Annotated in this window: 12 protein-coding genes; 4 read left to right on the top strand and 8 right to left on the bottom strand. The window is 71.5% G+C overall.

The genetic code is table 11. From position 1 onward, the window contains the following. Positions 1-483: 483 nt before the first annotated feature. The 4 genes from LV75_RS03820 to LV75_RS03805 form a co-directional block, all read right to left on the bottom strand. Positions 484-2,421 carry a vWA domain-containing protein gene (locus LV75_RS03820; protein ID WP_253885209.1) on the bottom strand — a complete coding sequence of 646 codons (1,938 nt, stop codon included), beginning with the start codon at positions 2,419-2,421 and terminating at the stop codon, positions 484-486. Then, a complete protein-coding gene (locus tag LV75_RS03815) occupies positions 2,418-3,836 on the bottom strand; it encodes an ATP-binding protein (RefSeq protein ID WP_372504129.1) in 1,419 nt (472 codons plus the stop codon). The genes LV75_RS03820 and LV75_RS03815 overlap by 4 nt, the downstream gene beginning before the upstream one ends. Before the next feature lie 94 nt (positions 3,837-3,930). Continuing rightward, positions 3,931-5,166 (bottom strand): low temperature requirement protein A, encoded by a 1,236-nt coding sequence (locus tag LV75_RS03810; protein ID WP_253885208.1) that lies wholly within the window; start codon positions 5,164-5,166, stop codon positions 3,931-3,933. Continuing rightward, positions 5,163-5,651: a YcxB family protein gene (locus tag LV75_RS03805; protein ID WP_253885207.1), complete on the bottom strand. Its 489-nt coding sequence runs from the start codon at positions 5,649-5,651 to the stop codon at positions 5,163-5,165. Before LV75_RS03805 ends, LV75_RS03810 begins: the two co-directional genes overlap by 4 nt. A gap of 61 nt (positions 5,652-5,712) precedes the next feature. Here LV75_RS03805 and LV75_RS03800 point away from each other — a divergent pair, with 61 nt between their 5' ends. The 3 genes from LV75_RS03800 (at position 5,713) to LV75_RS03790 (ending at position 8,010) form a co-directional block, all read left to right on the top strand. Continuing rightward, on the top strand, positions 5,713-6,507 hold the full coding sequence (locus LV75_RS03800; protein WP_253885206.1) for an Rv1486c family protein: 795 nt from the start codon (positions 5,713-5,715) through the stop codon (positions 6,505-6,507). Positions 6,508-7,183: 676 nt separating this feature from the next. Beyond that, positions 7,184-7,756, top strand: coding sequence for a hypothetical protein (locus tag LV75_RS03795; RefSeq protein ID WP_253885205.1), 573 nt, complete (start codon positions 7,184-7,186; stop codon positions 7,754-7,756). A gap of 11 nt (positions 7,757-7,767) precedes the next feature. After that, positions 7,768-8,010 carry a hypothetical protein gene (locus LV75_RS03790; RefSeq protein ID WP_253885204.1) on the top strand — a complete coding sequence of 81 codons (243 nt, stop codon included), beginning with the start codon at positions 7,768-7,770 and terminating at the stop codon, positions 8,008-8,010. 1,109 nt (positions 8,011-9,119) lie between these two features. Here the strand turns inward: LV75_RS03790 and LV75_RS03785 are convergent. Genes LV75_RS03785 through fabG form a run of 3 tightly spaced genes read right to left on the bottom strand, consistent with a single transcriptional unit; the run spans position 9,120 to position 11,664 of the window. Continuing rightward, complete coding sequence (locus LV75_RS03785; RefSeq protein WP_253885203.1) at positions 9,120-10,166, bottom strand: ferrochelatase; 1,047 nt, start codon at positions 10,164-10,166, stop codon at positions 9,120-9,122. Next, positions 10,163-10,930 (bottom strand): enoyl-ACP reductase FabI, encoded by a 768-nt coding sequence (gene fabI, locus LV75_RS03780; protein WP_253885202.1) that lies wholly within the window; start codon positions 10,928-10,930, stop codon positions 10,163-10,165. The genes LV75_RS03785 and fabI overlap by 4 nt, the downstream gene beginning before the upstream one ends. Before the next feature lie 29 nt (positions 10,931-10,959). Continuing rightward, on the bottom strand, positions 10,960-11,664 hold the full coding sequence (fabG, locus tag LV75_RS03775) for a beta-ketoacyl-ACP reductase (RefSeq protein WP_253885465.1): 705 nt from the start codon (positions 11,662-11,664) through the stop codon (positions 10,960-10,962). A 326-nt stretch (positions 11,665-11,990) separates the two neighbouring features. Here fabG and LV75_RS03770 point away from each other — a divergent pair, with 326 nt between their 5' ends. Continuing rightward, positions 11,991-12,635: a DUF2461 family protein gene (locus tag LV75_RS03770; RefSeq protein ID WP_253885201.1), complete on the top strand. Its 645-nt coding sequence runs from the start codon at positions 11,991-11,993 to the stop codon at positions 12,633-12,635. 63 nt (positions 12,636-12,698) lie between these two features. Here LV75_RS03770 and LV75_RS03765 read toward each other — a convergent pair whose 3' ends face one another. Beyond that, positions 12,699-13,682, bottom strand: a complete 984-nt coding sequence (locus LV75_RS03765; RefSeq protein ID WP_253885464.1) for a VWA domain-containing protein — start codon at positions 13,680-13,682, stop codon at positions 12,699-12,701. Positions 13,683-13,684: the final 2 nt, after the last annotated feature.

The raw sequence follows: 13,684 nt of genomic DNA, 5'->3' as shown, positions 1-13,684 counted from the left end.
ACAGGTCCACCGCATCGAGCAAAGCTCGAAAATCGCGGATCGGGCCCGAGGTTGCCGCCAGGCAACGAGGCGTCCGATCCCGGGTCGCCGAGGTCGCCGCCAGGCGACGAGGCCGTCCACCGGAGCCGAAGGCGGAGGCCCGAATCCCTTGCGACGCACTCCCAACCCCGAACTACGCCAAGATCAACCTGATCGAAAGCCCCCAAATACACAGCCTACCGAGACGCACCGACACAACGGGAGCAGCGAACAACGCCCTGTGGACACCAGAAGGCGTTGTGGACAACCAACTACCGCCACAAGATCATCCGAATCAAGAGCCCCCGATATACAGCCTACCGAGGAAGCCCGACACAACGGGAGCACCAACCAGCAGCCTGTGGACAGTCAGAGCCGTTGTGGACAACCACCACCGCAGCAGGAGATCCCACCACCGCGCCCCAGCTCACCCGAGCCAAAAACCCCCAGCGGCAAGCACCACCATCACCCCCGCCGCCGCAGGTAATCGCTCACTACAGCGCTTCCCAGTCCGTCCAGATCCGGCGCCACCACCCGTCCCCCACCTCTACGCGCGATCACGTCCACGAACGCCGCCAGGCTCGGGTCTTCCCCCAGCATGAACACCGTCACCGAAGCCCCTAGCTTCGCCAACGAATCCACCTCGGCCAGCGTCTTGCGCAACGTCTCGGCCGTGGTCGGGTAGCGGAACACCGCCTCGCCGTCCGGCTCCAGATGTGCCGTAGGTTCCCCGTCCGTCACGATCAGCACAACCGGTCGCGCGTCCGGGTTGCGCCGCAGGTGCCGGCCGGCGAGTAGCAGTGCGTGGTGCAGGTTCGTCCCCTGCTCCCACACCCCCTCCAGCGCCGTCAACCCCGCTATGTCCACAGTGGACGCGTGGCGGCCGAACGTGATCAGTTCCAGTTCGTCGGAGCGGAACCTCGTGCTCACCAGGTGGTGCAGCGCCAGTGCGGTTCGCTTCATCGGGACCCAGCGGCCGTCCTGGACCATGGACCACGAGGTGTCCACGCACAGGGCGACGGCGGCGCGGGTGCGTTGTTCGGTCTCGGACACCTCCACGTCGGTGACGTCGAGGCGGACTTTGTCACCGTTCACGGAGAGGGTGCGGAGGACGGCGTTGCGGACCGTGCGGGCCACGTCCCAGGGTTCGGTGGCGCCGAAGGTCCAGGCGCGGGTAGCGCCGGTCAGTTCGCCCGAGGCGCCCGCGTGCGAGGTCTCGCGTTCGCCTTGGCGGCCGCGCAGGCCGCCGAGGACGTCCGCGAGGGCGGTCTCGCCCAGGCGGCGCATCGCCTTGGGGGACAACGTGAGCGAGCCGTCCGGGGCGCGGTCCAGCAGGCCCTGGTTGCGCAGTTCACGCTCCAATTCGGACAGTCTACGGGCGTCGACGCCCGCTTCGTCGCCGAGTTGGCGTTGCAGGGTTTCCAGATCGATGTCCTCCAGGCGGGCACCGGGGTAGGACTGGCCGAGCTGCTCGGCCAGCGCGTCCAGCTCCGCCAGGTCGGCCATCGCCTGGGCGCCCTCGCCGAGGCCGAGGGGGTTCTGACCGCGGAAGCGGGCCGAGGAGGTCCAGTCCTCGCCGGGGCGCAGGGCGCGCAGGTTCGCGTCGAGGGTCGCGATCTGCTCGGCCAACCTCGGGTCTCCGAAGGCGTTGGCCATCAGGTCGCCGAGTTCTTGGCGCTGCTGGGCGCTCATCGAGTTCATCATCCGCTGCGCCGCGGCCGCGCGGGCGGCGAGCGCGTCGATCAGGTCCTCGACCGTGCTGGGGTTCTCGGGGAAGAACTCGCCGTGCTCGCGCATGAACTGGGCGAACTGGGCGTCGGTGTCATCGCCGCGCAGGTGGGCCAGGAGCAGGGTGTTGAGGTCGGCCATCATCGCGCGGATGCGGTCGGAGTCCTCCGGCCGCACCTGGCTCAGCGCCTCCTTCATGCCCTGGAACCGCGACTCCATCAGCTGCTGGCCGAGCTTGTCGCGGATCTCGGCGTAAGCGGCCCTGGCCTGCTCCGAGCGCCAGTCGTAGTCGGCGAGTTCGGCGACGGCGGCCGCCGTTCCGGAGGGGAGCGCGTCGAGTTGCGCTTCGCGGAAGCGGGCGTCGTCGTCGGGGTCGGGGAACAGTTCGGCGCGTTCGGCCTCCAGCGCCCGCTCGAGCAACTGCCGGACCTCGCTGAGGGTGCCGTCGAGGCGGTGGCGGCGTTGGATGCGCGCGCGCCGCTCCCAGAGCCTGCGGGTCAGCTCGTCGAGCCCGGCCGTGTCGCCCGCGCCCCGGCGCAGCAGTTCGCGCAGCGCCGCGCTGGGCGAGGAGCCCTCCATGATGTCGCGGCCGAGGGCGTCCAGGGCGGCGCGCAGGTCGACCGGGGGCGCGAGCGGGTCGGGGCCCTCGCGCCAGGGCCCGTAGCGGTAGCTCACGGCCCGTACACCGCCTCCCCGTCGGCGGAGTCCTTGGCGAGCTTCCTGGTCAGGTACAGGTACTCCAGCGCCAGCTCGACCGCGGCGGCGATCCGGCCGGGCGGGTCGCTCGCCCGCACGTCCAGCCGGGCGGCGACCTCGTGCAGCAGCGGCAACTCGGGCAGCGCGGCCAGCACCTGCGTGCCGGGCACCCGCTCGCCGGTGGCCACCAGGTGCCCGTCGACGACCGCGTCCACCAGCGGGCCCAGGTCGAGCCCGGCGAACCGGTCGCGCGCGGTCTCGGCGACCGCGCGGCGCAGCAGGTGGGTGAGGTGCTCGACCTCGCGGCCCTCCTCGCCGGACTCGAACTCCAGCTTGCCGCGCAGCACCGCGGGCACGGCGTCGAGGTCGATCGGGCGGGCGACGGCGGGGTCCTCGTCGATCAGCGCGGAGCGGCGCAACGCGGCGGCGGCCACGGTCTCCGCCGCGGCCACGGCGAAGCGCGCCGACACCCCCGAGCGCTGGTCGATGGCGCTGGACTCGCGCAGGTTGCGCACGAACCGGGCCAGCACCTGCAGCAGCGGGTCGCCCACCTCGGCCACCAGCTCGGCCTCCTGGCGCACCACGTCCACCTCGGCCTGGACCGACCGCGGGTAGTGCGTGCGCACCTCGGCGCCGAAGCGGTCCTTGAGCGGGGTGATGATCCGGCCGCGGTTGGTGTAGTCCTCCGGGTTGGCGGTGGCGACCAGCAGCACGTCCAGCGGCAGCCGCAGCGTGTAGCCGCGGACCTGGATGTCGCGCTCCTCCATCACGTTGAGCAGCGCCACCTGGATCCGCTCGGCGAGGTCGGGCAGCTCGTTGATCGCCACGACGCCGCGGTGGGCGCGCGGGACGAGTCCGAAGTGGATGGTCTCCGGGTCGCCGAGGGTGCGGCCCTCGGCGACCTTGACCGGGTCGACGTCGCCGATGAGGTCGCCGACGGAGGTGTCCGGGGTGGCCAGCTTCTCGGTGTAGCGCTCGCTGCGGTGCCGCCAGGTCACCGGCAGGTCGTCGCCGAGTTCGGCGGCCAGTCGGATCGAGCGCGGCGAGATGGGCGCCAGCGGGTGCTCGCCGAGTTCAGCGCCCTCGATCACCGGGGTCCACTCGTCGAGCAGCGACGCGATCGTGCGCGCCAACCGGGTCTTGCCCTGGCCGCGCTCACCGAGCAGCACGATGTCGTGCCCGGCGAGCAGGGCGCGCTCCAACTGCGGCAGCACGGTCTGGCCGAAGCCGACGATGCCCGGCCACGGGTCGCGCCCGGCGCGCAACGCGGCGAGCAGGTTGGCGCGGACCTCGGCCTTCACACCCTGGGGCAGGTGGCCCGCCGCGCGCAGTTCGCCCGCGGTGCGGGGCAGGTGTGCGGGGGCGTGGGTCACCGGCGTGTTCACAACTGTCACGCCTTGACGCTACGCAGGTTCGGCCGCGAGGTCGACGTGGAGCGGCTCCAGCTGTGGACCCCCACCGGTGCGCGCGATCGCGTGCGGGGCCGGGTCAGGCTTGGCCGTGGTCGACTTCGTGTTCGTGCTCGGCGTGGCGGATCTCGTCGCGCACGTCCCGGTAGTGCGCCCACTCGTAGCCGATGAGACCGACCAGCACCGCGGCGAGCACCGCCAACGACACCAGCGCGGGCAGGAAGGCCACGAGCGGGGTGAGCGCGATGAGGGCGGTCGCGACCGCGATGCGCTGCGGCTTCAGGTTGCGCCCGCACCGCCAGGAAACCCCGGCCTGGGCGAACAGGTACAGCGCGGTCCCGCCGAACAGCGCCCACAGCGGCGGTCCGTAGAGGTGGTCGGCGGCGGTGTGCCCGTCGGCGCCCGCCACGTAGTTGAGGACCTTCTTGAGCCCCAGCGCCAACATCACGATCCCCACCACAAGTGGCAGGTGCAGGAAGCTGAAGGCCGAGCGGGCCATGCTCGCCCGCTCCACCCCGGTCGCCTTCGCCAGCGCGCGTTCGGCGATGATCGCGTGCGTGTCGAAGTAGGCCCACCACAGGCAGGCGGCCACGGTCAGCCCCAGGACCGCGGCGACGATGATCGGCCAGGAGATGGCGAGCTCGTTCACCCCGACGCCGATGGCCACGATCGACTCGCCCAGGGCGATGATGACGATCAGGCCGTGCCGCTCGGCGAAGTGCTTGGCCGAGTTCAGCCGCCAGCCGGAGGCACCGATGGCGAAGGTGCCGCCGTAGTCGGCGGCGATCGCGGCGACCCACAGCCCGATCTGCGCGGCGCCGCTGGTCTGCGCGGCGAGCAGCAGCAACAGCGTGCCGCCGAGCACGGTCGGGGTGAACCGCAGCAGCTGCCTGCGCAAGCCGGGGTCCCCCGCGGCGCCGATCCAGAACAGCAGCAGGTGCACCGCGCGCACCAGCAGGTAGCACAGGGCGAACACGACCGGTCCGGACAACCCGCCGGGCAGGTCGTGGAAGGCCTCGGGGATGGCCAGCGCGATGAGGAACATGGCCGCCATCGCGCCCAGCATCGCCGTGCGCGCGGTCCCCTCGTCGGCCTTGACCAGGTTCGACAGCCACGAGTAGCCGACCCAGCACCACCACACCACGGCGAGCACGAGCGAGCCGCGCAGCAGGCCGAGCCAGGTCGGGTTCTCGGCCATCAGCGCGGTCACCTGGGTCAGCGCGAACACGAAGACGAGGTCGAAGAACAGCTCCAGGGTGGTGGCCGTCGACGACTCGCCGACCCGCTGCAGCCTGGTCCGGTGCGGCTTGCTCATGGCGCAGATGGTGGCACGCCTGCCGGGCCGAGCACCCGGGTGAGCAGGTCGCGGAACCGGTCGATGTCCTCGGTGCTGTCGAAGGCCCGCCCGGGGACGGGGTGGAACGAGCCGGGGCCGGTGAGCAGCACGAAGCTGCGCTTGGTCTCCACCCAGCCGGTGAGCTCCCCCAGGGTGAGGTCGCTGTAGGCGCTGCCGCTGGTGGTCATCATCCGCAGCGAGTGGTCGTCGACCTCGGCGGTGACCGGGTGGCCCGCCACCGGTTCGCGGCGGAAGGCGGCCCGGATGGCGACGGCGGGGAAGGCGCCGATGCCCGCCGCGCACACCAGCCCGAACACCCCCGGCCAGGTCAGGCCGGTCAGCAGCAGCACGGCGGAGAACAGGCCGAAGGCGGCGGCGAACCAGGGCACCCACCGGACGAAGGGCAGGGCGGCGCTGGTGCCGTCGCCCCAGTCGGCGGGTTCCGGGGTCCAGCTCAAGCGCATGACGGGCAGCTTAGGGAGCTGATCTGCCCCAGCGGGAACCGGTCGCGTACCCTCGGTCCCCGTGTCAACTCCGAGTGCCACCTTCGCGGTGTGGGTTTCGGCGTGGCTGAACGGGTCCGCCGCGGCAGACGACGTGCTGGACGCGCTCAGCCACTGGGCCCCGCTGCACGACGTGGTCGCCGTCGACCAGTCCACCGCGGATTCCCTCGACGTCCCGGTGCGCGGGCAGGCGGGCGGCCAGGTGGCCGGGCTGCTGGCCGCGGTCCGCCGCGCCGAGGTCAGCGGCGGGCGGATGGTCCTGCCGGTTCCCGGTGACGTGCGCGGCCTCGGTGGCCGCAGCGAGTTCGCCGGGGTCGCCCTGCACGCCGGTGAGGCCGTCGTGCTGCACGGCGCGCCGCTGGGCCTGGTCCCCGAGCCGATCGCCGACGGTGTGCTGCGCTGGACCGCCTTCGACATCGGCGACGCCCCCGCCGCCGAGCACATGCCCCTCGGCGAGGCCGAGCACGAGCTGACCGGGGCCATGCGGGTCGCCGCGGGCGTGCTCACCGAGCTGGGGGTGGCCAAGCACCGCGCCGGGGTCCGCGAGGAGATCACCGCCCGGGTCGCGCACCGCTCGGCGGCGCCGTGGCCGGAGGGCACCCCGCCGCGGGCGCTGCGGGTGCTGCAGCGGGCGAACGAGGTGTCGGCGATCCTGGACCTGGCCGCCGAGGACTCCCCGGGTGGGGCGCTGTCGTCCTCCTCGGCCCGCAGGCGCGCCGACGCGCTGCGCCCGCTGTTCGACGCGGTGCGCATTGCCCGGCTCGCCGCGGTGGACGAGGCCGTGCGGGTCTTCTCCGACCACGCCGACAAGCACTGACGCACTCGGACCATTCCCGCTCTGCCCGCCGCCGCGACCGACCCCGGCGCGGCGCTGCCGACCACCGGCCGCCTGGCGCCCGGTGCGCTCGGAGATGACCGGGAGATGACGGGCACGGTCCCCGACGTAGGCCCTGACCTGCGGTGTCACCCTCAGTAGTTCCCGTGGCGACACCTTTGGCGCAGTCGGCGCCACCCGGTGCTGAGGCACGCTCACGTACCGGCCGGGGGCGCTAGACCAATCCCTGTCGAGAATCCGCCGCTGCGTGACCGGGAGCGGACGGTCCGAACAACCGGGTTGCGAACAGCAAATTGCGCGTGACCGAACACCCCGGACGCCGCGCCCGCGCCGGGGAACCGCTGCGGCGCCGTGGAAGAATCTCCGGCTCGACGCCGGATTTGCCACCGCTTGCCGAATTCGCCCGTCCGCCAAGGTGATGCCGCCCGGCGCGGCCGGGAACCGCCGCCCCCGTAGATCTTCCCGGGGAAGCCGGGGGGAAACCCTTGTCTTCCCGGCGATCTGCGCGTCGCGGCACCGGCCTTGCTGCGCGGAGCTGCGCTAACGCACCGCAGCGCCCCGACATAACCCGGTGCTATGGGTCTTTGGGATGAGCGGTGGGGCTTCGCGTCGCCGATAGTGATCGCACTGGACCAACCGCTGTCACCGGAGTCACACCATGACCGCACAACTGCTCGACCCCAAGCAGGCCGCCCGGCCGCTGGCGCTGGACACCAACCACCTCGGTGCCCTGCAGATGGTCGCGCGCGGCGAGGTCGGCGCCTACGGTGCCGCGGCGGCACTGCGCCACCGCACCGACGACCTCGGTGTCCTGATGGTCAGCGCCCTGTTCACCCTGCGCCGCGACGGCTTCGTCGGCTTCGGTGACGCCACCCCCGACCCGCACGACGGGTGGCTGCAGGCGGGCCTCACCTCCGCCGGTGAGCGCCTGCTCGACATCTGGCTGCGCCGGGGCCGCCGCTCCCCGGACGAGGCCGCCCGCACCCGCGACTGGTTCGTCCTGCTCCGCTGCGCGCAGCGCGGCGACCTGGGCATGACCGAGAGCAACCAGGTCGTCGACCGGGGCCACCCGGTGGAGAGCAGGCTCGCCGCGCGGATGCGCGAGCTGGTCAGCGCGGGTCACCTGGTCATCGGCTCGGCCCGGCTGCGGGACTGCCGCATGATCACCCTCAGCGAGACCGGCAAGGCACTGCACTCCCGGCTCGACCTCTCCCAGAGCAACCACGGGTGACGCCAATGATGATGAACAGGGATCCCCGCGGCGAGGTCTGCTGGGGCACCGGCGCCACCTACGGCGGCCGCGCCCACGTGGTCCTGATGAGCGGCGCCACCGGCCTCTGCGGCCAGCCCGTCGACACCCGCTACCGCGACCGCCCCACCGCGCGCCCGGTCTGCCCGGACTGCGCCATAGCCTACGTAGCCGCCGTCTTCCCCACCGAGGCGACAGCGCCAGACCTCCGGCACGAGGTCCGGCTGCGCGCCTGAATGTAAGAAACCGCTACGCGACGCCGGAGGTCCCCCTGCACCCCCGGCGTCGCGTTTCGGTTTCTCGGGGTGGGTGTGGTTGCGTTTGTCCACAACGCCTCTGACTGTCCACACGTCTCTGCTGTCCACACGTCTTCTGCTGTCCACAGCGTCTCCTGTTGTCCACAACGTCTTCTGTTGTCCACAGGCTGCTGTTCGCTGCTGCCGTTTGTCGGGCTGCGTCGGTAGGCTGTGTATTGGGGGCGCTTGTGGCGGATGATCTTGTGGGGCTGGTTGTGGTTGTCCACAACGGTTCCGTGTGTCCACAGGGCGTCGTTCGGTGCTCCCGTTGTGTCGGTGGTGCGCGGTAGGCTGTGTATTTGGGGGCTTTCGATCGGGTTGATCTTGACGTAGGCCCGGGCTGGGGATGCGGGGCAAGAGATTCGGGCCTCCGCCTTCGGCTCCGGGAGACGCCTCGTCGCCTGGCGGCAACATCGGCGGGAAACGCGACAATGCGAAAAGCTCGATGCGGTGGACCTGTTTTGCGCGGGGCCCCTACAACACCCGACGCAGAACCGCAAAGCAGGGGCCCAAAAGCCGGCCCTGCCGCTGAACGACGCTACGGCTGCCGTCCCCCCACACAAAACAGGTCCACCCCATCGAGCACCTGGCACCAGCGACTCCGACTGTCCACGCGCTGGGAAAGTGGGCTGGGGCGGACCTGACGGCAGCCGAGTTGGCACCGACGGATCCGACTGTCCATGCGCTGAGTTGGCAGGGCCGACGAGGGCGGGCTGGGATGACACCGGCCGTTCCGAGTGTCCAGGGCTGGGCAGGCGGGTTGGGGCGGACCTGACGGAGGGCGGGCTGACACCGCCGGGTCCGAGTAGCCAGTGGCTGGGGCGGACCTGGCGGGGCTGGGCTGGCACCACTGGGTCCGAGTGTCCACGGGCCAGCCATGTGTTCAGAGGGGCCGGACCTGACGGCGGCTGAGATGGCACGAGCAACAGTGCCCCAGCACTGTGGTCGGAGTCGAGGGGCCGAGATGGCACCGCCTCTTCTGGGTGTGCAGTGGTTGGAATAGAGGTTGGGGCCGAGATGGCACGCCAACTCCGGGTGGAGAGCGGAAGCTACTCCCCCGACTGCGGCCGGGTGGGGCGTTTGGGGGGTTCGCAGCACTGGGGGGCGCAGAGGGTGCCGTTGAGGGTGCAGCCTGCGGCGGGGAAGGGGGAGAGTTTGGCGGGTGGGGCCTCGTCCAGGTGTTCTTGGATGAGGGAGACCACCAGCTCCGCGAAGCGCGGGTCGCCGTTCGGGGTGGCGGCTCGGGCGTAGGACATGCCGAGGGTGGCGGCCTTCTCGGCAGCCTCGGTGTCCAGGTCCCACACGACTTCCAGGTGGTCGCTGACGAACCCGATTGGACAGACGACGACGGCGGGAACCCCTTCTGCGGCAAGGGATTCGATGTGGTCGACGATGTCGGGTTCTAGCCAGGGGATTTGTGGGGGGCCGGAGCGGGACTGCCAGACCACGTCGTAGTCCTGGATGGACACGGCTTCGGCGACGAGGCGGGCGGCTTCGGTGATTTGGCGGGAGTAGCGGCGGCCGCCCTCGGTGGGGGGACCTGCGGCTTGATCCGCGGCGTCGGGGACCGAGTGGGCGGTGAACACGAGGCGGTAGGTCGGGAAGACGGCCGCGGCGCGGACGGCGTCGGCTACGGCGGCGATGAAGAGCGGGTGGTCGAAGAACTGGCGCAGCTTCACCAAGTCCGGGGCGTCCGGGCCCGCTGACTCGCGGGCTCGGGCGATGTCCTCGTGGTACTGGCGGCACGCCGAGTAGCCGCCGTAGGCGCTGGTGGGGAAGACCAGGGCGCGGCGCACGCCGTCGGCCTTCATCTCGGCGACGGTGTCCTCGACCATGGGGTGCCAGTTGCGGTTGCCGAAGTACACCGGCAGGTCCATGCCGCGGCGGGCCAGTTCGGCGCGGACGGCCGCCATGGCCTCCTGGTTGAGCCGGTTGATCGGGGACACACCACCGAAGTGCTGGTAGTGGACCTCGACCTCGTCCAGCCGCTCCGGGGGGACGCCGCGGCCGCGGGTGACGTTCTCGAGGAAGGGGCGGACTTCGGCGGGCCCTTCCGGCCCGCCGAAGGACAGCCACAGCAGCGCGTCGACCATCACATGCCCAGGGCGTGCACGCCCCCGTCGACCCAGACCATGGACCCGGTTGTGGCGGGCAGCCAGTCCGAGAGCAGGGCGCAGACCGACTTGGCGACCGGGGTGGCGTCGTTGACGTCCCAGCCCAGCGGGGCGCGGTCGGCCCAGCCCGCCTCCAGGTCGGCGAAGCCGGGGATCGACTTGGCGGCCATGGTGCGGACCGGGCCCGCGGCGACCAGGTTGACCCGCACGCCCCGGGGGCCCAGCTCGCGGGCGAGGTAGCGGTTGGTGGACTCGAACGCGGCCTTGGCCACGCCCATCCAGTTGTAGGCGGGCCACGCGACGCGGGCGTCGAAGTCGAGGCCGACGATCGAGGAGCCCTCCGCCAGCAGCGGGAGGGCGGCGACCGAGAGCGACTTCAGCGAGTACGCCGAGACCTCCAGCGCGACCGACACGTCCGACCACGGCGCGTCCAGGAACGGCTCGCCCAGGCAGCTCTTGGGCGCGAACCCGATGGCGTGCACCAGGCCGTCGAGGCCGTCGACGTGCTCGCGGACGCGCTCGGCCAGCGTGTCGAGGTGCTCCTGGTTCTGCACGTCAAGCTCGACGACCGGCGCGGGCTGGGGCAGCCGCTTGGCGATCCGCTCGACCAGGCTGAGCCTGCCGAAGCCGGTCAGCACGACCTGGGCGCCCTGCTCCTGGGCCGCTTTGGCGACGTGGAAGGCGATGGAGGCGTCGGTGATCACACCGGTGATCAGCAGCCGCTTGCCCTCGAGCAGTCCGGTCATGGCTTCCTTCCAGGGAGGGGAACTACGGGTCAGTGGCCCATGCCGAGGCCGCCGTCGACCGGCAGCACGGCGCCGGTGATGTACCCGGCGGCGTCGGAGGTGAGGAAGGTGACCGCGGCGGCGATCTCCTCGACCGTGGCGTAGCGGCCAGCGGGGACGGTCGCCAGGATCTGCTTCTTGCGGTCCTCGGTGAGCGCGTCGGTCATGTCGGTGGCGACGAACCCGGGGGCCACCACGTTGGCCGTGATGTCGCGCGAGCCCAGTTCGCGGGCGATCGAGCGCGCCATGCCGACCAGCGCCGCCTTGCTAGCGGCGTAGTTGACCTGCCCCGGGGAGCCCATCAGGCCCACGACCGAGGAGATGTAGACGATGCGGCCGAAGCGGGCCTTGAGCATCGCGCGGGTGGCGCGCTTGGTGACCCGCCACGCGCCGGTGAGGTTCGCGTCGATGACCCGGGTGAACTGGTCCTCGGTCATCCGCATCAGCAGCGTGTCGTCGGTGATGCCCGCGTTGGCGATGAGCACCTCGACCGGGCCGTGCGCGGCCTCCACCTCGGTGAACGCGGCGTCGACCGCCTCGGTGTCGGTGACGTCGCAGCGCACCCCGAGCAGACCGTCGGGGGCGCCCGAGCCGCGGTGGGTGATCGCGACCTTGTCGCCCTGCGCCTGGAAGGCGCGCGCGATGGCCAACCCGATGCCCCGGTTGCCGCCCGTGACCAGTACCGACCGTCCCATTGCCATCCCATCCACCCGGCGACCGCGTTCCCCGGCAGGTTATCTGGCACCGCTGACACCGCCGCTGGCCGGGGCGCGGCGGGTGGGACCGGGGTGGGGCCCGGCGGCGGAATCGGGGGTGACCGAGCCCACAGGAATAGCCGGGCCGACCTTCCTGGCACGTTCGGGGTAACCGCGATCGCGTTTTCCGGGCGTCGGATGGGTTGCCCATCAAGGGAAATCGGCCGCGCATTACCCGGTCGGCCGAAACCGATCGGGGAATCGGCACTGTGCGTATCCGGTGCGGCCACACGTTCGTGGCGGTGGAATAGCCCTAGAATCGACCCATGCCCCGACTGTTCACCGGCTGGCCGGTGCAGGCGCTCGACGTGTTGCACAAGCTCGACGGCGTGCCCACGACGCAGGTGCGCGAGCACAACCGCAGGGATCGGGAGCGGTTGGTGCGGGCGCCGATGGTGGCCCTGCTGTCGGATCTGGCCGACGCCGACGCGCGCTACGCCGATTTCTCCGTGTGGCACTTCGCGAAGGACCCGTTCTGGTGGCAGCACCAGGGCGCGGTCGTGCGGATGGCGCGCAATGTGGAGATCGGACTGCGGTTCGACCTCGACGGTTTACACGTCAAAGGCGCCTGGCACTACCCGGATCCGGGTCAGGTGCGGCAATTCCGCAGTGCGGTCGCCGAGGACGACAGCGGGGCGGAACTGGTCGAGATCCTGGCCGCGCTGCCGGAGCGCTTCGAGGTGAGCGGGGACGTGATGAAGCGCGGCCCGCGCGAGTACCCGCCGGACCACCCGCGCGCGGACCTGCTGCGCTACCGGTCGCTGGTGGCGACCCGCCCGGTGCACCCGGAGGAGGCCGTGCACAGCGCGGCGGCCGTGGACCAGGTGCTGGAGGTCGCCCGGGAGCTCGACGCCCTGCTGGGCTGGCTCGCCCGCCACGTCGTCATCCCCGCACCACGCCCGCCCCGGTAGTCACCCGGGCAGGCGGCTCACAGCAGGCCCACCACAGGCAGGTCCGGCTCAGGCAGGTCCGGCTCAGGGCAGGCGTTGGCCGAACAGCAGCGAGAGCCCGGCGGAGATCAGCGCGGCGAGGGTGCCCAGGATCAGCCACGGTCTGCTGGCGTCTGCTTCCTTGATCTCGTAGCCGATCTGCTCGCCGAGGGTGTCGTAAACCTTGCGCAACTGGTCGGCGGTGGCGGCCTTGTAGAAGTCGCCGCCGGACAGCGTCGCGATCTCCTCCATCGCCGTGTCGTCCACGGCGACGGACTGGACCCGGCCCTCGATCTCGACGGTGCCGTCGGCGGTGCCGAAGGAGATCGTGGTGATGGGGATCTTCTTGTCGGCGGCGGCTTTCGCGGCGGTGAACGAGCCGCGCGGGTCGTCCTCGTTCTCCGTCGGGATGGTCTGCTTGCCGTCGGACATCAGCACGATGCGCGCGGGCGGCGGGCCCTCGGGTCCGCCGACGACCTGGGAGAAGCCCTCGATCGATTGCAGCGCCGCGAAGATGGCCTCACCGGTGGCGGTGGACTGGGCGAGCTTGAGGTTGTCGATCGCCTTCGCCACGCCGCCGCGGTCGGTGGTCGGCGCGACGAGCACGGTCGCGGTGCCCGCGAAGGTGATCAGCCCCAGGTTGACCCCCGGGGTCAGGCCCTGGGCGAACGACTTGGCCGCCACCTGGGCCGCCTTGAGCCGGGTCGGCGCGACGTCGGTGGCCTCCATGGACAGCGAGACGTCGATCACCAGCATCACGGTGGCCCGGTTGCGCGGGACCCGTTGCTCGGCGGTCGGTCCGGCCATCGCGGTGGTCAGCAGCAGCAGCGCGCCGACGAGGACCACCGCGGGGACGTGCCGCCACCGGCTGGGGCCGCTGGAGGACACCTTCTCCAGCAGCTCGAGGTTGGTGAACCGCAGGGTCCGCTTGCGCCGGGACCGCTGCACCAGCAGGTAACCGGCCACCAGCCCGGCGATCGCGATCAGCAGCAGGAACCACAGCGGGGCGGAGAAGTTGCGCAGGCTCAGCG

This window comes from Actinokineospora diospyrosa, from assembly GCF_024171925.1.
GTDB classification, from domain to species: Bacteria; Actinomycetota; Actinomycetes; order Mycobacteriales; family Pseudonocardiaceae; genus Actinokineospora; species Actinokineospora diospyrosa.
This window is presented reverse-complemented; position numbering and strand designations above follow the sequence as displayed.